This window comes from Alphaproteobacteria bacterium (assembly GCA_005883305.1).
Taxonomy (GTDB): Bacteria; Pseudomonadota; Alphaproteobacteria; order Sphingomonadales; family Sphingomonadaceae; genus Allosphingosinicella.
The window spans coordinates 1,231,915-1,254,357 of sequence record VBAC01000001.1 but is presented as its reverse complement, the minus strand read 5'-3'; the positions used below and the strand labels follow the sequence as shown (position 1 = coordinate 1,254,357).

Annotated in this window: 27 protein-coding genes and 2 pseudogenes; 17 read left to right on the top strand and 12 right to left on the bottom strand. The window is 66.8% G+C overall.

Annotated features, from left to right (window positions below):
• Positions 1-257 precede the first annotated feature (257 nt).
• Positions 258-1,331, top strand: a complete 1,074-nt coding sequence (locus E6G92_06210; GenBank protein ID TMJ19377.1) for a hypothetical protein — start codon at positions 258-260, stop codon at positions 1,329-1,331.
• A 215-nt stretch (positions 1,332-1,546) separates the two neighbouring features.
• On the opposite strand, the gene E6G92_06205 is transcribed toward E6G92_06210, so the two are convergent.
• From E6G92_06205 to E6G92_06195, 3 genes are read right to left on the bottom strand one after another with little or no spacing between them, the layout of a single operon-like run.
• On the bottom strand, positions 1,547-2,197 hold the full coding sequence (locus E6G92_06205) for a 50S ribosomal protein L9 (protein ID TMJ19376.1): 651 nt from the start codon (positions 2,195-2,197) through the stop codon (positions 1,547-1,549).
• A gap of 12 nt (positions 2,198-2,209) precedes the next feature.
• Complete coding sequence (rpsR, locus tag E6G92_06200) at positions 2,210-2,434, bottom strand: 30S ribosomal protein S18 (protein ID TMJ19375.1); 225 nt, start codon at positions 2,432-2,434, stop codon at positions 2,210-2,212.
• Between the two features lie 14 nt (positions 2,435-2,448).
• Positions 2,449-2,883, bottom strand: a complete 435-nt coding sequence (locus E6G92_06195; GenBank protein ID TMJ19374.1) for a 30S ribosomal protein S6 — start codon at positions 2,881-2,883, stop codon at positions 2,449-2,451.
• A gap of 207 nt (positions 2,884-3,090) precedes the next feature.
• On the opposite strand from E6G92_06195, the gene E6G92_06190 reads away from it, so the two are divergent.
• Genes E6G92_06190 through fabG form a run of 4 tightly spaced genes read left to right on the top strand, consistent with a single transcriptional unit; the run spans position 3,091 to position 5,975 of the window.
• Complete coding sequence (locus E6G92_06190) at positions 3,091-3,762, top strand: spermidine synthase (GenBank protein TMJ19373.1); 672 nt, start codon at positions 3,091-3,093, stop codon at positions 3,760-3,762.
• A 60-nt stretch (positions 3,763-3,822) separates the two neighbouring features.
• Positions 3,823-4,746, top strand: coding sequence for an ACP S-malonyltransferase (gene fabD, locus E6G92_06185; protein ID TMJ19372.1), 924 nt, complete (start codon positions 3,823-3,825; stop codon positions 4,744-4,746).
• A 43-nt stretch (positions 4,747-4,789) separates the two neighbouring features.
• A complete protein-coding gene (locus E6G92_06180) occupies positions 4,790-5,233 on the top strand; it encodes a GxxExxY protein (GenBank protein ID TMJ19371.1) in 444 nt (147 codons plus the stop codon).
• A gap of 4 nt (positions 5,234-5,237) precedes the next feature.
• Positions 5,238-5,975 carry a 3-oxoacyl-[acyl-carrier-protein] reductase gene (gene fabG, locus E6G92_06175; GenBank protein TMJ19370.1) on the top strand — a complete coding sequence of 246 codons (738 nt, stop codon included), beginning with the start codon at positions 5,238-5,240 and terminating at the stop codon, positions 5,973-5,975.
• Here the strand turns inward: fabG and E6G92_06170 are convergent.
• Positions 5,945-7,159: a DUF2029 domain-containing protein gene (locus E6G92_06170; protein ID TMJ19369.1), complete on the bottom strand. Its 1,215-nt coding sequence runs from the start codon at positions 7,157-7,159 to the stop codon at positions 5,945-5,947. The genes fabG and E6G92_06170 overlap by 31 nt on opposite strands.
• 146 nt (positions 7,160-7,305) lie before the next feature.
• On the opposite strand from E6G92_06170, the gene E6G92_06165 reads away from it, so the two are divergent.
• From E6G92_06165 to mltG, 3 genes are all read left to right on the top strand, one after another.
• The gene (locus E6G92_06165; protein TMJ19368.1) at positions 7,306-7,542 is read left to right on the top strand and encodes an acyl carrier protein; all 237 of its coding nucleotides are present in this window, start codon (positions 7,306-7,308) and stop codon (positions 7,540-7,542) included.
• A 109-nt stretch (positions 7,543-7,651) separates the two neighbouring features.
• Complete coding sequence (fabF, locus tag E6G92_06160) at positions 7,652-8,908, top strand: beta-ketoacyl-ACP synthase II (protein ID TMJ19367.1); 1,257 nt, start codon at positions 7,652-7,654, stop codon at positions 8,906-8,908.
• Between the two features lie 194 nt (positions 8,909-9,102).
• Positions 9,103-10,095 (top strand): endolytic transglycosylase MltG, encoded by a 993-nt coding sequence (gene mltG / locus E6G92_06155; protein ID TMJ19366.1) that lies wholly within the window; start codon positions 9,103-9,105, stop codon positions 10,093-10,095.
• A gap of 201 nt (positions 10,096-10,296) precedes the next feature.
• Here the strand turns inward: mltG and E6G92_06150 are convergent, their stop codons facing one another.
• The 4 genes from E6G92_06150 to E6G92_06135 all read right to left on the bottom strand — a co-directional run bounded on the left by E6G92_06150 (position 10,297) and on the right by E6G92_06135 (position 13,465).
• Complete coding sequence (locus tag E6G92_06150; protein TMJ19365.1) at positions 10,297-10,713, bottom strand: hypothetical protein; 417 nt, start codon at positions 10,711-10,713, stop codon at positions 10,297-10,299.
• A gap of 58 nt (positions 10,714-10,771) precedes the next feature.
• The gene (locus E6G92_06145) at positions 10,772-11,683 is read right to left on the bottom strand and encodes an NlpC/P60 family protein (protein ID TMJ19364.1); all 912 of its coding nucleotides are present in this window, start codon (positions 11,681-11,683) and stop codon (positions 10,772-10,774) included.
• Complete coding sequence (locus E6G92_06140; protein ID TMJ20734.1) at positions 11,598-11,939, bottom strand: MarR family transcriptional regulator; 342 nt, start codon at positions 11,937-11,939, stop codon at positions 11,598-11,600. Before E6G92_06140 ends, E6G92_06145 begins: the two co-directional genes overlap by 86 nt.
• 137 nt (positions 11,940-12,076) lie before the next feature.
• Positions 12,077-13,465, bottom strand: coding sequence for a leucyl aminopeptidase family protein (locus E6G92_06135; protein ID TMJ19363.1), 1,389 nt, complete (start codon positions 13,463-13,465; stop codon positions 12,077-12,079).
• A 173-nt stretch (positions 13,466-13,638) separates the two neighbouring features.
• On the opposite strand from E6G92_06135, the gene E6G92_06130 reads away from it, so the two are divergent.
• Both E6G92_06130 and E6G92_06125 read left to right on the top strand, forming a co-directional pair.
• Entirely contained in the window at positions 13,639-13,923 is a 285-nt protein-coding gene (locus E6G92_06130) for a hypothetical protein (protein TMJ19362.1), read from the top strand.
• 235 nt (positions 13,924-14,158) lie between these two features.
• Positions 14,159-14,605, top strand: a complete 447-nt coding sequence (locus tag E6G92_06125; protein TMJ19361.1) for a hypothetical protein — start codon at positions 14,159-14,161, stop codon at positions 14,603-14,605.
• Here E6G92_06125 and rimO read toward each other — a convergent pair.
• From rimO to surE, 3 genes are all read right to left on the bottom strand, one after another.
• Positions 14,587-15,930 (bottom strand): 30S ribosomal protein S12 methylthiotransferase RimO, encoded by a 1,344-nt coding sequence (rimO, locus tag E6G92_06120; protein TMJ19360.1) that lies wholly within the window; start codon positions 15,928-15,930, stop codon positions 14,587-14,589. The two genes, E6G92_06125 and rimO, sit on opposite strands and share 19 nt — an antisense overlap.
• A 499-nt stretch (positions 15,931-16,429) precedes the next feature.
• Positions 16,430-17,479, bottom strand: a complete 1,050-nt coding sequence (locus E6G92_06115; protein TMJ19359.1) for a potassium channel family protein — start codon at positions 17,477-17,479, stop codon at positions 16,430-16,432.
• A gap of 246 nt (positions 17,480-17,725) precedes the next feature.
• Positions 17,726-18,493 (bottom strand): 5'/3'-nucleotidase SurE, encoded by a 768-nt coding sequence (surE, locus tag E6G92_06110; protein TMJ19358.1) that lies wholly within the window; start codon positions 18,491-18,493, stop codon positions 17,726-17,728.
• A gap of 88 nt (positions 18,494-18,581) precedes the next feature.
• On the opposite strand from surE, the gene E6G92_06105 reads away from it, so the two are divergent.
• The 5 genes and pseudogenes from E6G92_06105 (at position 18,582) to dksA (ending at position 21,200) form a co-directional block, all read left to right on the top strand.
• Entirely contained in the window at positions 18,582-19,022 is a 441-nt protein-coding gene (locus E6G92_06105) for a host attachment protein (protein ID TMJ19357.1), read from the top strand.
• 77 nt (positions 19,023-19,099) lie between these two features.
• The gene (locus E6G92_06100) at positions 19,100-19,417 is read left to right on the top strand and encodes a hypothetical protein (GenBank protein TMJ20733.1); all 318 of its coding nucleotides are present in this window, start codon (positions 19,100-19,102) and stop codon (positions 19,415-19,417) included.
• A gap of 31 nt (positions 19,418-19,448) precedes the next feature.
• Positions 19,449-19,538, top strand: a pseudogene (locus tag E6G92_06095) (NUDIX hydrolase).
• A 23-nt stretch (positions 19,539-19,561) separates the two neighbouring features.
• Positions 19,562-19,918, top strand: a pseudogene (locus E6G92_06090) (hypothetical protein).
• Positions 19,919-20,759: 841 nt separating this feature from the next.
• The gene (gene dksA, locus E6G92_06085; GenBank protein ID TMJ19356.1) at positions 20,760-21,200 is read left to right on the top strand and encodes an RNA polymerase-binding protein DksA; all 441 of its coding nucleotides are present in this window, start codon (positions 20,760-20,762) and stop codon (positions 21,198-21,200) included.
• Positions 21,201-21,243: 43 nt separating this feature from the next.
• Here the strand turns inward: dksA and E6G92_06080 are convergent, their stop codons facing one another.
• Positions 21,244-21,420: a DUF465 domain-containing protein gene (locus E6G92_06080; protein TMJ19355.1), complete on the bottom strand. Its 177-nt coding sequence runs from the start codon at positions 21,418-21,420 to the stop codon at positions 21,244-21,246.
• Between the two features lie 215 nt (positions 21,421-21,635).
• Here E6G92_06080 and E6G92_06075 point away from each other — a divergent pair, with 215 nt between their 5' ends.
• Together E6G92_06075 and E6G92_06070 are read left to right on the top strand one after the other, a co-directional pair.
• On the top strand, positions 21,636-21,848 hold the full coding sequence (locus E6G92_06075) for a DUF465 domain-containing protein (protein ID TMJ19354.1): 213 nt from the start codon (positions 21,636-21,638) through the stop codon (positions 21,846-21,848).
• An 80-nt stretch (positions 21,849-21,928) separates the two neighbouring features.
• Complete coding sequence (locus E6G92_06070; GenBank protein ID TMJ19353.1) at positions 21,929-22,390, top strand: DUF1465 family protein; 462 nt, start codon at positions 21,929-21,931, stop codon at positions 22,388-22,390.
• The last annotated feature ends 53 nt before the right edge of the window (positions 22,391-22,443 follow it).

Genomic DNA, 22,443 nt, shown 5'->3' with positions numbered 1-22,443 from the left:
AAAGAAAAGGGCCGCCGACTCCAGCGGAGCGGCGGCCCGTTCGCAATTCGTCATTCCGAGCTAGATTTCGGAGTCCGCCTTCTTGCCCGTGCATAGTCGCGGAATAAGAATCTCTTTCGTTGATCCGGACGCGCAACCTTTCGAACTATCCTTTTTAGAAAATACACCTGCTTCGGGGTCGAAACCTTAAATTGAAATAGTTTTTCGGACCCGGCATTGTGGCGGCGGGGGGATCAGCGATGTGTCACCGTTTCTTGTTGGCGGTAGCCCTGATGTTTGCCGGGTTGGCGGTCGCCGCTGCGGCTCCGGCACCCAAACATCGGCCAGCTCCAGCCCCTGCTCCGGCGGCGAACATCACGGCTGAGGCGTCTTCGGCTTCGGCCAACGCATCCGCCTCGTCTTCTGAAAATCTTGAAGAAGTTTTCAGAAGGCCCCTGCTACCGCCCGCCAATATCTTCACCGCGTATCCCAATCCGTGGAGCGACGATTGCTATCGCGCTCGCAATCACGAAGTCGCCGACCTATGCGCACAATGGCGCGCTGCGGAAGCCGCGACCGAGTCCGTTAACGTCGCCAACAATAGCCTCGTAGTGGCTTCGATAGGCGCCATCCTCTCTCTTATGAGTATCGTTCTTGTCCTCAGGGCACTCGGGCAAGGCCGGATCTCTATCGCGCTCGCACGCGAAACCGCTGATGAAACGAAGAAGGCGACGAGTCATCAGGAGGCGCAATTGAACCTCGCGCGGGCTGTGGCTCGTGCGGAGCTACAGCCCTACGTTCACGCTACGCGCGCACTGGTCTACCTATCCGAAGAAGAGGGCCGGCTGCCTCACGCGAAGGTCACCTTTGAGAACAGCGGGCGGACACCTGCGATTTCTGCGGAGTTCTACGCCTTTCTCGATGCCGGCGATTGGAAGGCCGTGAACCGATACAAGAAGGTTGCCCGCAACATATCGAGTAATGTCGGCGTGATTCCACCGGGTCAGCGCCGCGATAGGGAAGTGCGGCTGACGCGCGAGGGCATCCGCAAGGCTTGGGCGAAGTGGTCTGAGTTAGAGGCGGATGAGCCTAGAGGGCACTTCGTCCTGAGGGGCTTTGTCCGTTATCAGGATACCTTCGGGGCCAGCTACGTCACAGAGTTTTGTTATGTCGCGCCCGAACTCGACAATGACGGTGAGACAAAGTTGAAGCCGGTGCACATTGTGGGGCCGACCTATCAGCCCGTAGATGCGAAGACGAGCCTATGGGTTGGGGCGCCAAGCTCGGGTTCGTCGGCCCGCCGGAAGCTATGTTGGACGACGTGGACTCTGACGCGTAAATTCGTCAACTGAATTCGATGCGACGTCACCGATCTGCCCAATGGGCTGACCTTCATGGGAGCGAATTAGGATGCAGATGTTCCGAGCTCGCTTGTCTGGTCGCATGTGCTGCGCGGCGGCCGAGAGGGAAGATGGACCCCGGATCAAGTCCGGAGTGACAAGGAATTAAGGCAAAGAAAAAGGCCGCCAGCGAACTGGCGGCCTCTGTCTTTTTGTCGGCGGCAGCGTCAGGCCTGGTCGGCCGTCTCGCCTTCCTCGTCCGCGCCAGCCTCGGCGGTCTCGGCCGGAGCAGCCTCGGCAGCTTCCGCCGCCGGCTCCGGTGCGATCTCGCCCGGCTCGAGCGTCTCGTCGCGCTCCTCGATGAAGCCCGAGACATCCTTCTCGAACATCTCGGCCATCACGTCCTTGCCGGCCGCCTGAAGCTCGGCCTCTTCGGGCGAGCGGGCGACGTTTACGCTGATCGTCACCGACACTTCGGGGTGAAGCGCGATCCGAACGTCCTGAAGGCCGATCGACTTGATCGGCTTGTCGAGGACGATCTGGTTCTTGGCGACCTTGTGGCCTTGGGCCTCCAGCGCCTCGGCGAGATCGCGCGCGCTGACCGATCCGTAGAGATGGCCGGCGTTCGACGCCTGCCGGATCAGTTGGATCTTGGCGCCGTCGATCTTCTTCGAATCGGCCTCGGCCGCGCCGCGGCGCTCGGCGTTGGTCGCTTCGATCTTCTCGCGATTGGCCTCGAAGACCTTGCGGTTGCTATCGTTGGCGCGAAGGGCCTTGCCGCGGGGAAGGAGGAAGTTGCGGGCATAGCCGTTCTTCACCTTCACCACGTCGCCGATCGAACCCAGCTTCTCGATGCGCTCGAGCAGAATGACGTCCATCGTCCTCGCTCCTTATTTCACGACATAGGGAAGCAGGCCGAGATGGCGGGCGCGCTTGATCGCCTTCGCCAACTCGCGCTGCTTCTTGGTGGAGACCGCGGTGATGCGGCTCGGGACGATCTTGCCCCGCTCGGAGACGAAGCCCTGCATCAGGCGGACGTCCTTATAGTCGATGCGCGGCGCATCCTTGCCGGAGAAGGGGCAGGACTTGCGGCGGCGGAAAAATGGGCGTGCCATCGTGTCTTGCCTCCTTAAGCTTCGATTTCGTCGCGGTTGCGGCGCGGGCCGCGGTCGCCGCGGTCGCGGTCGCCGCCGAAGCGATCGCCGCGATCGCCACGCTCGTCGTCGCGGCGCTTGTCGCGCTCGCCGCGGCGCATCATCGCGCTCGGGCCGGCCTCGTGCTCATCGACCTTGATCGTGAGGTAGCGGATCACGTCCTCGTTGATCTGGGTCTGGCGCTCGAGCTCGGCGACAACGTTGGATGGCGCCTCGAAATCGAGGGCGACGTAGTGCGCCTTGCGGTTCTTGGCGATCCGGTAGGCGATGTTGCGAAGACCCCAGGTCTCGGTCTTGACGACCTTGCCCCCGTTGTCCTCGATGATCTTGGTGGCGTTTTCCGCCAGCGCGTCGACCTGGGCCTGGGCCAGATCCTGACGCGCGAGAAACACATGCTCGTAGAGAGCCATGTCGCGCTTGTCCTTCTTTTGGCCGATCGCTGGCGCCGCCCAATGCGGACGCCCCTCCGGCTGTCGTCGTAAAGCAAAAGCCGGGGCGAAAGGCTGAGCCTTGGCCCCGGACTGCGGCGCCTCTGGCCGAGATGGGGAGAAAAAGCAACCCCTGCGGGTGCCAGCAATGACTCGACAAAGCGGCGGCCCGCGTCGAGGGGAGCCCCGATGATTCTGCGCGAACTGATCGACACGACCGACGTGCCCGGCGGCGAGCAGCTGCGGCTGTTCCGGCGCGGGGCGGACTACATGATCGTGCTCGACCGCAACGAGCTGATGAACAGCCGGATGAGCGGATCGGAGGCGGCGCTCGCGGAGATGAGCGTCGTGCGATTGCAAGGGCGCCGCGCGCCGCGCCTGCTGATCGGCGGTTATGGCATGGGCTTCACCTTGCGCGCGGCGCTGGCGGCGCTCGGCAAGGATGCGACGGTGGTCGTCGCCGAGCTGGTGCCGGCGATCATCCGCTGGGCGCGGGGGCCGATGGCCGAGCTGACCGCGGGCTGTCTCGACGATCCGCGCGTCAGGCTGATCGAAGGCGACGTCGCCGCCGAGATCGGCGCCGGACGCGCGGTTTACGACGCGATCCTGCTCGACGTCGACAACGGGCCGGACGGGCTGACCCGCGCCGGCAACGACGCGCTCTATTCGGCGGCGGGGCTGGCGGCGGCGCGCGGCGCTCTGAAGCCCGGCGGACTCCTCGCCATCTGGTCGGCGGCGCCGGACAAGGCGTTCGCGAGGAGGCTCGGCGGCTCCGGCTTCGCGGTCGACGAGGTGGCGGTGCGCGCCCGCGCCAACGGCAAGGGGCCGCGCCACGTCATCTGGTTCGCGACGCGACGCTGAGGCTGCTTGCGCGCCGGCGGGACGCTGCCTAACCAGCGCCGCACGACAAGGAGACGGACCATGCGCGCATTCATCTTCCCTGGGCAGGGGAGCCAGTCGGTCGGCATGGGCGCGGCCCTGGCCGGGGCCAGCCGGGAGGCGCGCTCGGTGCTCGAGGAGGTCGACGAGGCGCTCGGCCAGTCGCTGGCGCGGCTAATGGCCGAGGGCCCGGCGGAGGAGCTGACGCTGACCGAGAACGCCCAGCCGGCGATCATGGCCAACGCCATCGCCACCTTGCGCGCTTCGGGAATCGACCTTCAGGACAAGGCCGATTTCGTCGCCGGCCACAGCCTTGGCGAATATTCGGCGCTCTGCGCAGGTGGCACGTTCGATCTCGCAACGACCGCGCGCCTGCTCAAGACGCGCGGCCGGGCGATGCAGGCGGCGGTGCCGGTGGGCGAGGGGGCGATGGCCGCCTTGCTCGGCGCCGATCTGGCGCTTGGCCAGCGCGTGTGCGAGGCGGCGGCGCAAGGGGAGGTCTGCACGGTCGCCAACGACAACGATCCGTCGCAGATCGTCATCTCGGGCCACAAGGCGGCGATCGAGCGGGCGCTTGAGATCGCCAGGGAGATGGGCGCCAAGCGGGCCTTGCTGCTGCCGGTCTCGGCGCCGTTCCACTGCCCGCTGATGAAGCCCGCGGCCGACGCGATGGCCGAGGCGCTGGCCGGCGTCGCGATGAAGCCGCCGGCGGTCTCGCTCTACGCCAACGTCACCGCTTCGCCGGTCGACAGCCCGGACACGATCCGCGAGCTTCTCGTCGAGCAGGTGACCGGGCGCGTGCGATGGCGCGAAAGCGTCGCCAACATGGCCGCCGCGGGCGTCACCCATTTCGTCGAGCTGGGCGGCAAGGTGCTGGGCCCAATGGTCAAGCGCATCGCGCCGGACGCGGGCGTGAGCAGCGTGATTACGATGGACGACATCGACGCGCTGGTGAAGGAAATATAGTTCACGCGGAGGCGCGGAGAAGAAAGGAGAGGCGCGGAGAAGGATGAAGGAAATTGACGAGATCACCGCCGATGTCCTGGATGTAGCCCTGCGCCTGCATCGCGAGCTCGGTCCCGGTCTTCTGGAGTCCGTCTATGTGGCGCTGCTTGCGGGGCGCCTCAAGGATTTGGGCTATGGTGTCGTCACGCAGCAGCTCATCACCGCCGAGTTCGAGGGAATCGTCTTCGAGGCGGCGTTTCGAGCCGATCTCGTTGTGGACGACCGGCTCCTGGTCGAGGTCAAATCGGTGGAGCGCCTTATGCCGGTCCATAGCAAGCAGCTGCTGACCTACCTTAGATTGAAAAGGCAGCCCGTTGGGCTGCTCATAAATTTTGGCGGCGAAACCTTGAAGGAAGGCGTGAAGCGAGTGGTCAACGATTACCGCCCCTCCGCGCCTTCCCCTTCTTCTCCGCGCCTCCGCGTGAACATCCCTTCTTCTGGAGCCTGAAACCATGTTCGACCTCAATGGAATGACCGCACTCGTCACCGGCGCCTCGGGCGGGATTGGGTCCGCGATTGCGAAGGGCCTCGCGGCGCAGGGGGCCCGGCTGGCGGTTTCCGGGTCGAATGCCGAGAAGCTGGAGGCGTTTCGTGGGGAGCTGGGGGGGGAGCATGTCGCTTTGGCCTGCGATCTCGGCGACGGGGCGGCGGTCGATGGGCTGGTGCCGCGGGCGGTCGAGGCGCTGGGGCAGCTCGACATCCTCGTCAACAATGCCGGAGTGACTCGCGACAATCTGGCGATGCGGATGAAGGACGAGGAGTGGTCGGACGTCATCCGGATCAACCTCGAGGCCGCCTTCCGCCTCGCCCGCGCGGCGATGAAGCCGATGATGCGCGCGCGCTTCGGGCGGATCGTCTCGGTCACCTCGGTGGTCGGAGTAACCGGCAATCCGGGCCAAGCCAATTATGCCGCGTCCAAGGCGGGCCTGATCGGCATGTCGAAGGCGCTCGCCCAGGAGGTCGCGAGCCGCGGGATTACGGTCAACTGCATCGCTCCGGGCTTCATCCGATCGGCGATGACCGACGTGCTGCCGGACGCGCAGAAGCAGGCCCTGCTCGGGCGGATCCCGATCGGCGATCTCGGCAAGGGCGAGGACATCGCCGCGGCCGCCGTCTATCTCGCCAGCCGCGAGGCCGGCTACGTCACCGGCCAGACTCTTCACGTCAACGGCGGGATGGCGATGTTTTGAGGCGCGCCGTCGAGCGCGGCGGCGCGGCGCAGCGCCAGCACGAGCACGATGATCGCGCTGGCCTGCCCGAGGGGTAGCAAAGCGAGCGCCCCGAGCTGGCGCGCGAAGAAGGGCGCGATCCAGCAGAAAGCGAGGAGGGTCTTCTCCCAGTCCAGGAAGCCGCTCCGAAGGCCGTCGGCCGCGAGGAAGGCGATGGCGATCCCGAGCAGGACGAAATCGTAGTCGAGCACATAGGGCGTGGAGATGAGCGCCGCCGCCAGCGCCGCGGCATTGCGCTCCGCGGCCCGGCCTTGCCATGCGAGCCACAGCGCGGCGCCGATCGCGGCGAGGGTGGCGAAAGCCTGCACCGCGTAGGCGAAGGCGATGCCGCCGCCCCACATGCGGATCATCGCGAACGGGCTCTGGATCTTTTCCCAGCCGGTGCTGCCGGCCTCGAGCACGACCGATTGGGTGAGCGGCAGCGAATCGAGAAAGGCCCGCCATACCGGCCAGCCCCAGATCGCCAGCGTCAGCGCGACGAGCAGGCCCGCCGACAGCGCCGCGCCCGGGATCGCGCGCCACTGCCGGGAGACGAGCAGCAGCGGCGGGATCAAGAGCGCGAATTGCGGCTTGTAGATCAGGCAGCCGAAGAGGAAGCCAGCGAGGAACGGGCGCCGGTCGAGCAGCAGCAGCCCGCCGCCGAACAGCGCGCCGGTCAGGAAGCCGTTATGCCCGTGAGCGACGCAGATGAAGGCGACCGGCGCGCCGAGCGTGGCGAGCAGCGCGGTCCGGCCCGGAACGATGCGCTGCACGAGCAGGGCGGCCGCGCCGAGCGTCGTGGCCTGCCAGACGAACAGGGCCGCGAGATAGGGCAGCGTCGCGAGCAGCGCCGCGACGAGCAGGAACGGGGGCGGATAGTGCCAGCCGTAAAAGGGCACGGCGGGATCGCCGTGGAGTGCCTGCTGGGCGCCGTGATGGGCCTCCCAGTCCCAGGCCTGGGCCGCATGGCCGTCGAGCGCCATCCGGCCGGCGCTCCAGACGCCGGAGAAATCGGTGCCGAGCGGCCGCCCGTAGCGGTCCAGAGTGCCGTGCGCCGTGGCGATGAGGAAGACGATCATCGCCACCGCCGCCGCGAGGGAAAGCAGGGCGATCGTGCGGAGCCGCCGCTCCGTCAGCCATGATCCGCTCGCCAGCCCCCTCAACATGGCTCCTGAGTGGCGCAAAAGGGATTAAAAGACCATCTCGACGACAGGCGAGGGCTGGAGACCCGCACCCCATCTCCACTTGCCTTTCCCGCCCGCGTGCGGCTAGGGCGTGTGGCAACGAATAAGCCTCTAGGGAAAGGTGAACTATGAGCGAGACCGCTGACCGCGTGAAGAAAATCGTCGTCGAGCATTTGGGCGTCGAGGCGGACAAGGTCACCGAGGAAGCGAGCTTCATCGACGATCTCGGCGCCGACAGCCTCGACATCGTCGAGCTGGTCATGGCGTTCGAGGAGGAATTCGGGGTCGAGATCCCGGACGACGCCGCCGAGAAGATCACGACCGTCAAGGACGCGATCGACTATATCGACCAGAACAAGGCCTAACCCTTAGGGAGCGCCTCCGCCGGCCGGCGGAAAGCGAGCCGCTTTGTCTTAAAAACGGCTCCCCGTCTCCGGTCGGGGGGCCGTTTTTGTCTTGAAGGAGTATCCGTACATGCGCCGCGTCGTCGTCACTGGTCTGGGTCTCGTCACGCCGCTCGGCGGTGACGTCGAGACGAGCTGGAGGAACATCCTGGCGTCCAAGAGCGGCGCCGGAAGGATCACCAAGTTCGATCCGAGCGACCAGAAGTGCACGATCGCTTGCGAGGTGAAGCCGAAGGATCATGAATATGGTTTCGATCCGGACAAGCGCGTCGACCATAAGACGCAGCGGCAGGTCGATCCCTTCATCATCTACGGCCTCGACGCGGCCGGGCAGGCGCTCGAGGATGCGGGCCTCACCGACATGGACGAGGCGACCCGGCTTCGCGCCGGGGTCTCGATCGGCTCGGGCATCGGCGGCCTTCCGGGAATCGAAAGCGAAAGCCTGCTGCTGGCCGAAAAGGGGCCGGGACGCGTCAGCCCGCATTTCGTCCACGGGCGGCTGATCAACCTCATCTCGGGCCAGGTGAGCATCAAATACGGCCTGATGGGGCCGAACCACGCGGTCGTCACCGCCTGCTCGACCGGCGCCCATTCGATCGGCGACGCGGCGCGGATGATCCGCGACGACGATGCCGACATCATGCTTGCCGGCGGAGCGGAAGCGACAATCTGCCCGATCGGAATCGCCGGCTTCGCCCAGGCCCGGGCGCTCAACATGAGCTACAACGACCGGCCGGAGCAGGCGAGCCGCCCCTATGACAAGGACCGCGACGGCTTCGTCATGGGGGAGGGCGCCGGGGTCGTCGTGCTCGAGGAATATGAGCATGCCAAGGCGCGAGGCGCGAAAATCTATGCCGAGGTGGTGGGCTACGGCCTGTCGGGGGACGCGCATCACGTCACGGCGCCGCATCCGGAAGGCTCGGGCGCCTACCGGTCGATGGAGATGGCGCTGAAGAAGGCCGGAATGGCGCCGAGCGACATCGACTATATCAACGCGCACGGCACCTCGACCATGGCCGACACGATCGAGCTCGGCGCCGTGAAGCGCCTGTTTGGCAACGCGATCGGCAAGGTTTCGATGAGCTCGACCAAGTCGGCGATCGGCCATTTGCTGGGCGGCGCGGGCGCAGTCGAGGCGATCTTCTGCATCCTTGCGATCCGCGACCAGATCGTGCCGCCGACGCTCAACCTCGACAATCCGGACGAGGGCACCGAGGGCGTCGACCTCGTGCCGCACAAGGCCAAGAAGCGCGAAGTGAAGGCGGTGCTCAACAACAGCTTCGGCTTCGGCGGGACCAATGCCAGCCTGGTGATGAAGGCGATCTAGGGTTCGTGCTCAATTAGAATTGAGGTTTGGGGCAAAAAAGGGAGTCATCCCGGCGAAGGCCGGGACCCATGCACACCGGAGGGCGAAGAAAGGGTGGCAAAGTCCGGAGCTTTTTCTGGCGATGCAGAGTTCATGGGTCCCGGCTTTCGCCGGGATGACTCTGTAATTGGACGGAAATCGCCAAACCTAATTGAATGCGGACCCTAAGCCGGGTGTCGCGCCGCCTCCTGCTCGTCCTGTTCGTCCCGGCGCTGCTGATCCTCGCCGCGGGCATTGGGACGTGGCTGCTGTGGGTGGGGCCCGGGCCGGCCTCAGCGCCGGTGACGATCATCGTCGACCAGGGATCGAGCGTGGCCAAGGTGGCCGGGCAGCTCGAGGCGGCGGGCGCGATCCGCGGCAACGCGACAACCTTTCGCGGCTTCGCCCGGCTGTTCGGCGCCCACGCGCCGGTCCAGGCGGGCGAGTTCCTGCTGCCAGCCGGAATGAGCGCGGCGGCGGTGCTTCACCACCTCCAGTTCGGCCGGCCGGTGCAGCGGGCGGTGACCGTTCCGGAGGGCATGCCGTCCGTGCTGGTGCACGAGCGACTGATGCGGCTGCCCTATCTCACCGGCGCGATCGAAGTGCCGGTCGAGGGCTCGGTGCTGCCCAACACCTACAATTACCGGCGCGGCGAGAGCCGGGCGGCGGTGCTCGCGCGGATGCAGAATGCGATGCGGCGCGAGCTCGACCGGCTGTGGCGCGCGCGCAGGCCGGGCGCGGCGGTGGTCAGCCCGGAGGCGGCGATCATTCTCGCGTCGATCGTCGAGAAGGAGACCGGAAAGCCCTCCGAGCGGCGGCTGATCGCCGGGGTCTATTCGAACCGGCTGAGGCGCGGAATGCCGCTCCAGGCCGATCCCACGGTGATCTACCCGGTCACCCGCGGCCGGCCGCTCGGGCGGCGGATCCTATTGTCGGAGCTGAGAGCCAATAACGGCTACAACACCTACGCCTCGGCCGGCCTTCCGATCGGGCCGATCGCCAATCCCGGGCGCGATTCGATCGCCGCCGTGCTCGATCCGGCGCCGACCAATGCGCTCTACTTCGTCGCCGACGGAACGGGCGGTCACGTCTTCGCCGACACGCTGGCGCAGCACCAGGCCAATGTCGCGCGCTGGTATGCACTCCGCCGGGCGCGGGGGGAGATGTGAGGGTTAGAGCGTGAGATATGCACAGGTCTTCGGCCGACCAACCAAACCGAGTCATCCCGGCGGAAGCCGGGACCTATGAACTCCGACGGTGAGATGCGGGCCAGGCGGCGGCACCTCTCCTGAAACGACCGATGTTCATGGGTCCCGGCTTCCGCCGGGATGACTCTTTCTGGCCGGCCCGAGCTGATCGAGAGCGGACTTCTAGCTGAGCCAGCCTTTCCTGTCCGCGTCGTGAGCGAGCCAGGCGAGGAAGACGGCGATTACCAGCACCGCGATCGTCACGCCCATTTCCGCCCCGGCCATGGTCGAACTGAGGCCGGAGAGCGCGAACATCCACACGTCCATGGCGATCACGCCGAGCAGCGACAGCAGCAGCAGGAGCTTCGACCAGCGCTTGAGCATGAGCAGGCCGACGCAGCCGAGGGCTCCGCCGAAGACGGCGATGGCGAAGGCGCCGGTGACCCAGGCGGGCATGGAATCGGCGGCGGCGGCGTCCATGCCCTCCACCATTCCCACGGTCATCAGATAATTGTAGATACCGAACAGGTTCCAGACCAGGCCGAGCGCCGCGACGATGCGAAGCCAGGCCGGCGCGGGCGCGCCGATCGTTCCGTTCATGCCATCCTCCCCTTTGTTATCGGGGGAAGGTGCTCGTTTCGGGAGCGAAATGCAATGGTCAGGCCAGCCGGTGCAATCGCCTCTCGGGATGGAGCGCGAGCGCCTCGACCGTCACCCGGCCTGACTCCGCGCTGGCGTGGATCATCATCAGATCGTCGATCATCAGCCCGGCACCGCCTTCGAACAGCACCAGATCGCACCGCTCCGCTCTGGCGCCGTCCGGGACCGGGTCCCCGAAGCTCCTGAGCTGGTCGGGCAGGCGCGGCGAGCGGATTCCGGCGAGGCCGAGCGCGAGCTGGACGAGGCCGGCGGCGTCGATCCCTTGCTCGCTGCGGCCGCCGGGAAGCCAGGGGACTCCGAGCAGCCGCTCGGCGACGACCACCGGATCGGGCTCGGGATCGTCGAAGGCGCGCAAATGACTCATCGAAACGCAGCCATATTCGGTAGCGAGGCAGCCGCCGCAGGGGTGGCCGTGAAGCCGGGCGCCCATCGGCAGATGGGCGATGACCGGCGAGGTCACCCGTTCGTCGGCGGCGACCGGCGCGTTCCTTTCGCAAACCACGTGGGTCGGCTCGATCGGGTCGGCCAGAGCGATCGCCTCGACATAGCCGACGACGTGATCCGCCTTGCAGAAGCCCCAGGCGCGTCCGCCGGCATATTCGAGCACCGCGAATTCCTCCCCGGGGAGGAGCTCGCTGATCGCGTCGCCGTCGCCGAGGGCGCCGGGCCAAACGAAAGCGGGCTGAGAGCCGCAGGCGCGGACGATCGGCCTGGCGTAGTGAGGAGCGAAGATCCGGCCGGCCAGAGCGACGTCGGCGAGGTCGCTGCGCCAGGCGTGGATCCGGGCGTCGATCGGCCGTGAGGGGCCGTCGAGGCGGAAGACTTCATCCGTGCTGGAGGAGGAGTCCGGACTCCCGGGGCGCTCTGCGGTCGCTCCCCGAATGTTCGAGATTGCGGTTGAAGCCTTCAAGAAATTCCTGTCCCGTGCTGGTCTTCGCGACGAAGACATTGCGCCTGTCGCTCTCGTCGCGAACGCGGCGCAGATAGCCGAGCGCGCCGAGCGTGTTCAAGGCGCGAGTGATGACCGGCTTCGACACGCCGAGCAGCTGCGCGAGCCCGCGCACCGTGTGCGGCCCCGGCGTCAGATAAACGAGCATCATCAGCGCCATCTGGCGGTTGGTAAGATCGGGCTGCCCTGAACGCACATAGTTGATCAGCGTGTGCATCCAGCTTCGCAGGGCTTGATCGGCCACGTTCCTGCTCCGACTCGGTAAGAGGGTAAGGCTGTTCGAACGTAACAACCTTCCAGAGACCGTTTCGTTTCCGATTAGTCGCGGGAGCGAGGCGATTCGGCGGCGGAATGCTATCGGCCGTAGCGCCGGCGAAGCACTTCCCAGGCGGCGCGAAGGCCGAGCGCGTCGCCGCCCTTCGGCCGCCCCGGTTTGGCCGACGAGCGCCAGGCGAAGGTGTCGAGATGGGCCCAGGGGGTGCCCTCCGGGACGAAGCGCTGGAGGAACAGGGCCGCGGTGACGGCGCCGGCCATCGGCGCCTCGGCCATGTTGCCGAGATCGGCGATGTCCGACGCGAGCATCTCGTCATAAGGCTTCCACAGGGGCATGCGCCAAAGCGGGTCCGACGCTTCATGGCCGCAGGCGAGCAGCTCGGCGGCGAGCGCCTCGTCGTTGACGAAGGTCGCCGGAAGATCCGGCCCCAGCGCGACCCGGGCCGCGCCGGTCAGGGTCGCGAAATCGAGGATCAGCTCCGGGGCGCCTTCGGCCGCCTTGGCCAGAGCGTCGCCGAGGATCAGGCGGCCCTCGGCATCGGTGTTGCCGACCTCCACGGTCAGCCCCTTGCGGCTTTTGAGTACATCGCCCGGCCGGAAGGCGGCGGCCGAGACGGCATTCTCGACCGCCGGGATCAGCAAATGGAGGCGGACCGGGAGCTTGCCGTGGATCACCATCCGCGCCAGCGCCAGAGCGTGCGCAGCGCCGCCCATATCCTTCTTCATCAGCCGCATTCCGGAGGAGGGCTTGATGTCGAGGCCGCCGGAATCGAAGCAGACGCCCTTGCCGACGACGGCGATTCGCGGGTGGCGCTGGTCGCCATATTCGAGCTCGATCAGGCGCGGCTCGCGGCCCGGGGCGGCGGCGGCGCCGACCGCGGCGATCATCGGATAGCCTTCGGCCAAGGCGTGATCGCGGGTGACGGTAACCTTTGCGCCGCTTTCGTCGGCGAGGGCGAGGACGGCGGCCTCCAGTTCGGCGGGACCCAAGTCCCCGGCGGGGATGTTGACGAGGTCGCGGACGAGGAAGGTCGCTTCGGCCGCGAGCACCGCCTCGCCGATCCGCGCCGGATCGTCGGTGAGAAGCACGCGCGGGCCGGCCGGCCTCTTTTCCTTTTTATAGCGATCGAACCGGTACTGCCCCAGCAGCCAGCCGAGAACCGCGGGCCCCGGCCCGCGTCCGGCCACGCGGTAAGTGCCTTCGGGAAGCGCTTCGGCGGCCTTGGCGAGGCACCAGGGGCTGAGATCGTCGACATTGGCGACTCCCAGCGCCGCGGACCATTCGTCGCGCTCGCCGGGGAGGATTGCAAGCTGGAAGCCCTCGCCGCGAAAGCCCTGGGCATCGAGCGCGCCGCGAACTCGGGCGGGCTGGTCCTTGAGCCAGGCCTCGAAGCCCTTCCTGTCGACGAGCTGGAGTGGAATCGCATTCCGGCCCTGATCGGGTTTCAGCAGCGCTTTGAGGTCGATCATGCGCACCCGCTTAGCCCAACCGCGCGAGAGCCGCCAACTGGAACAGCGTGCCCGGGGCGGGCAATCGTTGCGGCCAAGAAATTAATTGCCAATTGCCCCCGTCGGACCGATAACTTGGATGCGCAGATCACTGCACCAGTATGCGTTTCCACAGATGAAGGGGGGAGTTCGGCATGTTGATAACATATATTCTCGTGGCGGCTGCTGGCTGGGTGTTTGACGATTTCTGCGGAACGCCGCCGCGCGGGCCGGGCCCGGGACCATGGTGGGCCTTCTGGCTGCGCAAGGCCGCGGCGATGGCTGCCGCGATCCTCGCCGCGCGCCAAATCCATCCCAACTGGGCCGAGGGCGACATCACCTCGATCATCATCGTTGGAGGCATTGCCGGCGGGTTTGTCGGATCGCTCCTCGGCGCGACCGGTATTCTCGGCCGCAAGTCCGAGCAGGCGGGCGGCTGACAGGCCGTAAGGAGCGCCCGTGGCTCCGCGTGGGCTACGGGCGGTCCATAGGGCTCCCTCTCCCGTGGGGAGAGGGCTGGGGTGAGGGGTTCCAGCATCCGCGAATAACCGCGAACGCCGTAAACCCCCACCCTACCCTCCCCCTCAGGAGGAGGGATTAGACAGTTGAGTTTCCGTACGACCTAGCGAGTCGCCCCCGCCGCACTTATGTCGGACCGGCAAGAGGGAGAGCGCCATGGTCTCGGGCATCGTGTTGCTGGTCATTGTGGTGATGAGGCTGTTTCCCGCGATTCCGCTGTCGCGCGCGCTTCATCGGGCGCTGGTCGAGGCGCCGCTCGAGAGACTCGGGGCGATGAGCCGGAGACACCTGATCTATGCCGCGCTGCTGGCGGGCATGATGATCGCCGGGGCCGAGGTGATCCTCCTGCTCGGATCGGCCGACATGGCGATGCTGATGGCGTGGGACGTTTCGCTCTATGTCGACGGCTTGATCGCGACCTGGACGATAAGCGCGCTCGTTAGGGGCAAATCGGCCTGGAATGTTGTGGCGGCCCGCTGGCTCTCACCCTTACGCAGGGCCGCAAGGCCACGTGCGCGGCGGCAGAGGCGCGACCCGACCCGGACGGCCGCAAACGACTCCGACGAAGGCGGGGGAGGCCGGGCTTACGCGTTCGCCGCCTGAGCGGGCACGCCGTACAAATCGTGCTCGTCCGCGTCCTCGATGAGGACCGGGACGATGTCGCCCTGCGACAGGTGCCCGGAGTCGCGCAGATGGACCTCGCCATCGATTTCGGGGGCGTCGGCCTTGGAGCGGCCGGTGGCGCCGCCTTCCTCGCCGACCGCGTCGACGATCACGTCGATCGTCCGGCCGACCTTTGCGGCGAGCTTCGCCGCGGAGATGGCGGCGGTCTTTTCCATGAAGCGGGCGTAGCGCTCCTCCTTGACCTCTTCGGGGACGATGCCCGGAAGATCGTTGGCCGCCGCGCCGCTGACGGGCTCGAACTTGAACGCGCCGACCCGGTCGAGCCGGGCCTCGTCGAGCCATTGCAGCAGATAGTCGAAATCCTCGTCGGTCTCGCCGGGGAAGCCGACGATGAAGGTCGAGCGGATGGCGATGTCCGGACAGATCTCGCGCCAGCCGCGAATGCGCTCGAGCACCTTGGCCTCGTTGGCCGGCCGCTTCATCGCCTTCAGCACCTTGGGGCTCGCATGCTGGAAGGGGATGTCGAGATAGGGCAAGACCAGCCCCTCGGCCATCAGCGGCACGACCTTGTCGACGTGCGGATAGGGATAGACGTAGTGGAGCCGGACCCAGGCACCGAGCTTGCCGAGCTCGCGGGCCAGATCGGTCATGTGGGCGCGGACCTCGCCGCCTTTCCAGGGCCATGAGGCGTGCCTGAGATCGACTCCGTATGCCGAGGTGTCCTGGCTGATCACCAGAAGCTCTCTGGTGCCGGCCGCGACGAGCTTTTCCGCCTCGCGCAGGATCGCGTCGGGGCGGCGACTGACGAGGTCGCCGCGCAAGGACGGGATGATGCAGAAGGCGCAGCGATGGTTGCAGCCTTCGGAAATCTTCAGATAGGAATAGTGGCGCGGCGTGAGCTTAAGCCCTGCGTCGGGCACCAGGTTCAGATAGGCGCTCGGCGGGATGGGCGCGGCGACGTGGACGGCGCCGACCACGTCCTCATATTGGGCGGCGCCGGTGATCGCGAGAACTTCGGGGAAGCGCGCGCGGATCATCTCCGCTTCCTTGCCCATGCAGCCGGTGACGATCACCCGTCCGTTCTCGGCGATCGCCTCGCCGATCGCGCTGAGACTCTCCTCCTTGGCGGAATCGAGGAAGCCGCAGGTGTTGACCAGGACGACGTCGGCGCCGGCATAATCGGGCGACATCTGGTAGCCGTCGGAGCGCAGCTTGGTGAGGATGCGCTCGGAATCGACCAGCGCCTTGGGGCAGCCGAGCGAAACCATGCCGACCTTGGGCGGGGAGGGGAGTTCGAGTTCCATGGGAGCGCGCCACATAGTGGCTGCGGGCGGATTTTCCTAGGCCGAAAGCCGCAGCGGGGCGGACCGCCGCCGAATGCGCGCCGGGCGAGCGGATTTTCGTCCGATCTCGACGATTCGGCCGGCGCCGGGCCTTCGATGGCGTTTGACACGTCCGGGGCCGCCGGTTAGCCCTTCGAGAATAAGTCTTTCCCGGACTTAGATAAAACTCAAACGAGGAGGGGATCATGAAAGCTTTGCTTAGCGTCGCAATTCTTGCGCTCGCCGCCGCCGCGTCGCCGGTCGGCGCCGCGTCGCCGGATCACGGGCCGCGCGCGCAGACCGGCCTGCCGCCCGGCTGCACCTATGTGATGGGCGTCCTGATCTGCGTCGACGAGCCGATCGGCCCCTAGGCCCGGGCCGGACAGCCGGGGCTTGCGAGCCTCGACAGCTGATTGGGGGCTGAAGGACTCGAATCCTTCAGCCCCTTTTCGTTGGCGGAAGGGCGCCGGACCGAATCCGCTCAGGTCGGGCCGAGCGCGGCCTCGGTCGTGGCGGTCGGCAAGATCTCGACGATGCAGTCGCCGGGGATCAGAGACTTCGCTTCCGGCTCCCAAAAGCCGTAGGGCCGGCCGTCGCGGTAGAGGCGGACGCCGAGCCCGCGCGTGATTCCGGACAAAGGCTTGCCGCATTCCTCGTCCGTCACCAGGCGCTCGTGAAGGCGGACCCGGCCGCTGGAGGAAGCGAGATCGGCGATATAGTCGGCGATATGGGCGCCGTGGGTCGATCCGGCGAGCAGCAGGCCGGCGAAGCTAACCGGGTTGATCACCGTGGTCGCTCCGGCCTGGCGGGCGAGAAGCTCATTGTCCTCGTTGCGGACGGAGACGCTGATCGTGAGGCCCGGGGCGAGGTGGCGGGCGGTGAGGACGATCAGGATTGAGGTGTCGTCGCTGCCGGCGGAGATGACCAGCGCCCTGGCGCGGTTGATGTGCACCGCGTTCAGGGTCTCGTCGCGGCTCGCATCGGCCTGGAGGATCGCGCAGCCGAGCGCTTCCGCGCGCTCCAGCACCTCCCCGGAGCAATCGATCACGACGATGTTCGACGCCGCCGTGCCTCGGGCGATCAGCTCGTCCACTGCCTCCGAGCCGCTCGTGCCGTAGCCCGCGACGATCACATGGCCGCTCAACGTCCGTTGCAATCTAGCCATCTGCCATTTGTCCCATGTCCGGCGGAAAACGAAGGTGTAGGCCGTGCCGATGAAGATCAGCACGAAGAAGATGCGGATCGGAGTCACCACCAGGGCGTCGAACAGCCGCGTGTGATCGGCCACGGGCACGACGTCGCCATAGCCGGTGGTGGTGATGCTGATCATCGTGAAATAGATCACGTCGACGAAGCTGACCTCGCCGTCGAGATTGTCGTGAAGCCCGTCGCGCTCGATCCAGTGCACCGCGAGGGTGAAGAGAAGCAGGCCGAGGACCAGCGCCGCGCGCCAGCCGATCTGGGCCCAGACGGGCAGCGGGCTCTTGCGGCGGAGCGCAAGGCTGGCGGGCACGCGCGGCCGCGGAGCCATCAGCGGGAGGAGCCGGCGTTCGTCACGTCGTGGGATTAATCCGTGCCGCGGAGATTGGATAGGGGCGGAGTCGCCACTGCGTCGCTTGGACGAAGCGACATTCATTTTTCTAATCCCTCCCCCTGAGGGGGGAGGGTAGGGTGGGGGTTTACGGAGCTTGCGGTAGGACGCGGACGCCGGAACCCCTCACCCCAACCCTCTCCCCTTGGGAGAGGGAGTCTTCAGGCTCGCTATGTCGATCCGTGGCTAACCCTCGAACGCGGCGGCGAGGGTTGCGAGCGACTGCTCGTGGGTGAGATCGAGGTGGAGGGGGGTCACCGCGATATAGCCGTCGGCGATCGCCTCGAGGTCGGTTTCGTGGCCCGGCGTGTGGAGCACGGGGCGAAGGCCGAACCAGTAATAATCGTAGCCGCGCGTGTCGGTGCGCCGGTCGATCCTCAGGCGGCCATAGTCGCGAAGGCCCTGGCGGACGACGCGGATGCCCTTGACCTCGCCGGGCGGAAGCGCGGGGAAGTTCACGTTGACCAGGGTGCGCGGGGCGAAGGGGGCGGCGAGCAACGGCTCCAGCACGCGCCGGGCCCAGGCCTCGGCGGCGGCGAACGGCACGGTGTCGCCCATGCCTTCCCTGGCGTAGCCCTGCGACAACGCGATCGAGGGAATGCCGGCCAGCGCCCCTTCCATCGCCGCGGAGACCGTGCCCGAATAGGTGACGTCCTCGCCGAGATTCGCGCCGCGATTGACGCCGGACAGAATCAAATCCGGTCGCGAGTCCTTCATCAGATGCGCGAGGCCCATCATCACCGCGTCGGTCGGCGTGCCGGTGACGCAAAAGCGTCGTTCGCCGAGCTTTCGAAGGCGGACCGGGACGGTCAGGGTCAGCGAATGGCCGGCGCCCGATTGCTCATCCGACGGAGCGACGATCCAGATGTCGTCGGTGAACGTGCGGGCGATCGCCTCCAGCACGCGAAGGCCGGTGGCGTTCACGCCGTCGTCGTTGGTGAGGAGCACGCGCATGAGCCCCGCCTATGGGCGAACGCGCGGGGAGGGGCAACCATCGCGCGGCTTGTGGCGTTCATCGGGGCGGACAAGATGGAGCGCAGCGATGCATATTCCACACGACAGCTTCGTTCTGGTCGCCGACGGCCGGAAATCGCTTTTCTTCCGCAACGAGGGCGACGGCGCGTTCCCGAACCTTCGCGCGGAGCGCAAGGAGGTACGCGACAATCCCGACCATCACGAGCAGGCGAGCGACACCGCGGGAATGGCGATGAACGTGATCGGCGGCCACGGCGGATCGATGACCGAGGTCGATTTCCACCAGCTCGAGGAGAATCGCTTCGCCGCCGACACCGCGGCGATGCTGGAGGAGCGCGCGCTTCGCAACGAATTCGAGGCGCTGGTGATCGTCGCTCCGCCGAAGACCCTCGGCGAGCTGCGCAAGCATTATCACAAGGCGGTCGAGCAGCGCATCCTGGCGGAGGTGCCCAAGGACCTCGTCAACATGCCGGTCGCGGAGATCGAAAAGATCCTTCAGGCGCAATGAAAAAGGCCCGCCCGGACGGATCCGGACGGGCCTGAATTCCCGGGAGCTACGGTCAGGCCGTGGCGGCCTTCGCGCGCTTGCCGAGTCGGGCGCGGGCGACGAGCGTCGCGGCGCCGGCGCCGAACAGGAGGATCATCGGCGGGGCCGGAACGTGGGTCCCGCCGGTCGATCCCGAAGAGGAGCCCGAGGAGCTGCCGCTCGACGAGGAGCTGCCCGACGTGGACGAGCTGCCCGAGGTCGACGAGCTTCCCGACGAGGACCCGCTGGTGCTTCCGCTGGCCGAGGAGCCGAAGCTGCTCGAGCCGGTGCTCGCGCCGGAGCTGGAGCTGGTCGACCCGCTGGTGCCGGAGCTGGTCGAGCTCGACGAGGAGCTGCCCGACGAGCCGTGGCCGTGATGGCCGCGCCCGCCCGACGAGCTGCTGCTGGACCCGTTCTGGTTCTGGTTCTGGTTCTGATTCTCGTTCTGATTCTGGTTCTGGTTTTGATTCTGGTTTTGATTCTGGTTCTGGTTCTGGCCCTGCTCGTTGCTGTTCGTATTGGTGTTGTTGCCGCCAGTGTTGGTGTTGGTGTTCGTGCCGCTGCTCGTGCTGGTGCTGTTTTCGTTGCTGTTGTTGATGTTGATGATGATGCCGCCGGTTCCGCTGGCGCCGCCGTTGCTCGCACTCTGCTGGTCCGGGGTGCCGGAGCTCGTGCCGGAGCTGGTGCCGCTGCTGGTACCGGAGCTCGTTCCGCTGCTCGTGCTGGTGCTGGTGCTGGTGCTGGTGCTGGTCAAGCCGCTCGATCCGCTCGCCGAGGTCGGATTGACCACGCCGCTGCTGGTGCCGCTGCTGGTGCCGGAGCTGGCCTGGTCCTGGCCGTTGTTGATGGTGATCGTGCCGCCGGTCGAGCTGCCGCCGAAGAAGCCGCCCGAGAAGAAGCCGCCCGAGCCGCCGAAGAAGCCGCCGGAGCCGCCGATGACGATCGGCACGCCGCCGCCGCCGCTGCTGGCGATGGCCACGGGAGGCGGCGGAGGCGCGAACATCGGCGGGATGATCATCCGGGTGACGGTCTGCGGCTGCGCCGCATAGGTGCGCCGGACGGTCCGGCGGACCAGGCGGCGGCCGCTCGCGCGGTACGAAGAGCGATAAGAGGAGCGGGAAGCGCTTGCGGCGCAGCACGCATGCGCCGAGCGGACCGCGGGCCGGGGCGGCGGGTTCTCCGCGACATGGGTCGCGCCGGCGCCGATGATCGCGCCGCCGCAGGTGCAGGCGCAGAGTTTTGCCAAAGCCATTCGTACAGACATAGCAGCATTCCCTGTTCTGGCCCGGACCGTCCGGATGTTCCCGTCTGGACCGCGGCGTACAGACCACATGCAAATGAAGGGTTTAAGTGCAAGCGCGTTAACCCTCTTCTTGCCTGAAACGGGCCGGATTCGGGGGCTTGGCGGCCCTTCCGTCCCAGAACCGGACAGCCCCGCGCGGCAGGTGAACGGTTCGGGGAAAACCCGGAGGCCGGCGCGGCACACTTTTGGTCGTCCGCCGGCCCGATTCGCGGCCCGCTGCGCCGAGTCGCTCCAGGCGCGGGGCGAGGTGCTTGACTTCGCCCAATTTTCCGCCGCGTTTGAGTGACTTGTGCTGGCCTTTCGGCGTAGCTATAGGCCGGTTCGGGGTGGGAGGTTTAGATTCGGGGGCACACCTGACCCTCACCCCTTGTTCGGGCCCCCGGCGTGCGCGCCGGGAGACGGGGAGTGGAGGGGTAATGGCTACGCTTCATAGTGACGTACTGAATCCGCAATTCGTCGGCGGCTATCGTCCAAGCGCCAACGAAGAATTCATGAATTCCGAGCAGCTCGCCTATTTCCGGCAGAAGCTGCTCGCCTGGAAGGACAGCATCGTGCGGGAATCCCGCGAGACGATGGCGGCCCTGGCCAGCGGGCCGATCCAGGAAGCCGACCTCACTGATCGCGCGTCGAGCGAGACCGATTGGGGAATCCACCTTCGCACCCGCGACCGCCAGCGCAAGCTGATCTCCAAGATCGACGCCGCGCTTCACCGCATCGAGACCGGCGAATATGGCTTTTGCGAAGTGACCGGCGAGCCGATCAGCCTCGCCCGGCTGGAGGCGCGGCCGATCGCGACGATGACGGTCGAGGCGCAGGAGCGTCACGAGCGCAACGAGCGAGTCTCGCGCGACGACTGAAATCGAAAACGCCGCCCCGGCGGTCCCGGGGCGGCGGGCCGGGTCAGTGGATCGGCGACGGGCCCTGAAGCCCGTTCATCTCTTCCTTGACCCTGAGCTTCTCTTTCTTGAGCCGGGCGAGCGTCGTCGCGTCCGGCAGCGGGCGCTGGCTTTCCTCTTCGATCCTGGCCTCGAGTCCGGCATGCTTGGCCTCGAGAGCCGAAACGTGCGCCTGGTGCATTCCCATCTCCTTCGTGGCTGATGCCCCCATCCTAAGCCCGGCGGCGGCCCCTTGTCTCCCCGCAGAACCGCGTTCCAACGGATATGCACGGCGGCTCGGCGAAGGTTCGGGGCCCAAAGGTTGCCTTGACGCAAATCCGCTCCGTCACGACCATTGTGGGGATCGGGTTTGGACCCTAATATGGGCCATCGACAGCACAGCAGCGAGGGACGCCAATGGAAGCGAACCACTCAGCCGCTCAGGATCCGGAATCGCGACTCGCGATTCTGCGCACCGAGCATCGCGATCTCGACAGCGCAATCGACGCACTCAGCGGCATGACCGCCAGCGACGACGTCCAGCTCGCAAGGCTGAAGAAACGAAAGCTGAGGCTGAAGGACGAGATCGCCCAGCTCGAGGACATCCGAATCCCCGATATCATCGCCTGAGGAGGGGACGGCCCGGATCGGGACGTTCTTTACCCTCTTTTGCCGTTTTCGCCCGCCACGCGATGTGGCAGGGAATGGCGATGGGCAACCCCGCGCTCCAGGGACAATTGACGCCGAAGCTGGTCGACGCGCTCTACGTCGAGGCGATGGTGCTGGCGGACGAGGCGCGCTCCTATTTCGACACCAGCGGACGCGACGACCGCCTCTCGCTCGATCCGGTCGACCGGGTCGGCTTCTCGTGCGAGTCGCTCAAGGTCACCACGCGGCTGATGCACGTCATCGCCTGGCTGCTGACCCAGCGCGCGGTGGCCGCCGGCGAGCTTAGCCCGGCCCAGGCGGGAGAGGACGAGCGGCGGCTCGGCGAGGCGCCGCTGACAGACCGCGAGCTCTTCACCCGCCTGCCCGAGGCCGCCGCCGGCCTGGTCCAGGCGAGCGAGGAGCTTTACGAGCGGGTCAGCCGGATCGATTCCGGCCATGTCGCGCTTGAAGCGGGGGGAAGCCCCGCGCGAAGCCTGCTGAGCCGGCTCCAGCGCTCGCTTTGACGTGACGCGGGCCGAAAGCGGCTCTATTTCCACCTCCATGCAGCCTTTCGAGT

What these genes read in the sequence shown, in the direction of transcription:
- E6G92_06205 (TMJ19376.1), bottom strand. Translation starts at nt 2,197, where the DNA reads ATGGACGTCATTCTGCTCGAGCGCATCGAGAAGCTGGGTTCGATCGGC.
- rpsR (TMJ19375.1), bottom strand. Translation starts at nt 2,434, where the DNA reads ATGGCACGCCCATTTTTCCGCCGCCGCAAGTCCTGCCCCTTCTCCGGC.
- E6G92_06195 (TMJ19374.1), bottom strand. Translation starts at nt 2,883, where the DNA reads ATGGCTCTCTACGAGCATGTGTTTCTCGCGCGTCAGGATCTGGCCCAG.
- E6G92_06190 (TMJ19373.1), top strand. Translation starts at nt 3,091, where the DNA reads ATGATTCTGCGCGAACTGATCGACACGACCGACGTGCCCGGCGGCGAG.
- fabD (TMJ19372.1), top strand. Translation starts at nt 3,823, where the DNA reads ATGCGCGCATTCATCTTCCCTGGGCAGGGGAGCCAGTCGGTCGGCATG.
- E6G92_06180 (TMJ19371.1), top strand. Translation starts at nt 4,790, where the DNA reads ATGAAGGAAATTGACGAGATCACCGCCGATGTCCTGGATGTAGCCCTG.
- fabG (TMJ19370.1), top strand. Translation starts at nt 5,238, where the DNA reads ATGTTCGACCTCAATGGAATGACCGCACTCGTCACCGGCGCCTCGGGC.
- E6G92_06170 (TMJ19369.1), bottom strand. Translation starts at nt 7,159, where the DNA reads ATGTTGAGGGGGCTGGCGAGCGGATCATGGCTGACGGAGCGGCGGCTC.
- E6G92_06165 (TMJ19368.1), top strand. Translation starts at nt 7,306, where the DNA reads ATGAGCGAGACCGCTGACCGCGTGAAGAAAATCGTCGTCGAGCATTTG.
- fabF (TMJ19367.1), top strand. Translation starts at nt 7,652, where the DNA reads ATGCGCCGCGTCGTCGTCACTGGTCTGGGTCTCGTCACGCCGCTCGGC.
- mltG (TMJ19366.1), top strand. Translation starts at nt 9,103, where the DNA reads ATGCGGACCCTAAGCCGGGTGTCGCGCCGCCTCCTGCTCGTCCTGTTC.
- E6G92_06150 (TMJ19365.1), bottom strand. Translation starts at nt 10,713, where the DNA reads ATGAACGGAACGATCGGCGCGCCCGCGCCGGCCTGGCTTCGCATCGTC.
- E6G92_06140 (TMJ20734.1), bottom strand. Translation starts at nt 11,939, where the DNA reads ATGCACACGCTGATCAACTATGTGCGTTCAGGGCAGCCCGATCTTACC.
- E6G92_06135 (TMJ19363.1), bottom strand. Translation starts at nt 13,465, where the DNA reads ATGATCGACCTCAAAGCGCTGCTGAAACCCGATCAGGGCCGGAATGCG.
- E6G92_06130 (TMJ19362.1), top strand. Translation starts at nt 13,639, where the DNA reads ATGTTGATAACATATATTCTCGTGGCGGCTGCTGGCTGGGTGTTTGAC.
- E6G92_06125 (TMJ19361.1), top strand. Translation starts at nt 14,159, where the DNA reads ATGGTCTCGGGCATCGTGTTGCTGGTCATTGTGGTGATGAGGCTGTTT.
- rimO (TMJ19360.1), bottom strand. Translation starts at nt 15,930, where the DNA reads ATGGAACTCGAACTCCCCTCCCCGCCCAAGGTCGGCATGGTTTCGCTC.
- E6G92_06115 (TMJ19359.1), bottom strand. Translation starts at nt 17,479, where the DNA reads ATGGCTCCGCGGCCGCGCGTGCCCGCCAGCCTTGCGCTCCGCCGCAAG.
- surE (TMJ19358.1), bottom strand. Translation starts at nt 18,493, where the DNA reads ATGCGCGTGCTCCTCACCAACGACGACGGCGTGAACGCCACCGGCCTT.
- E6G92_06105 (TMJ19357.1), top strand. Translation starts at nt 18,582, where the DNA reads ATGCATATTCCACACGACAGCTTCGTTCTGGTCGCCGACGGCCGGAAA.
- dksA (TMJ19356.1), top strand. Translation starts at nt 20,760, where the DNA reads ATGGCTACGCTTCATAGTGACGTACTGAATCCGCAATTCGTCGGCGGC.
- E6G92_06080 (TMJ19355.1), bottom strand. Translation starts at nt 21,420, where the DNA reads ATGCACCAGGCGCACGTTTCGGCTCTCGAGGCCAAGCATGCCGGACTC.
- E6G92_06075 (TMJ19354.1), top strand. Translation starts at nt 21,636, where the DNA reads ATGGAAGCGAACCACTCAGCCGCTCAGGATCCGGAATCGCGACTCGCG.
- E6G92_06070 (TMJ19353.1), top strand. Translation starts at nt 21,929, where the DNA reads ATGGGCAACCCCGCGCTCCAGGGACAATTGACGCCGAAGCTGGTCGAC.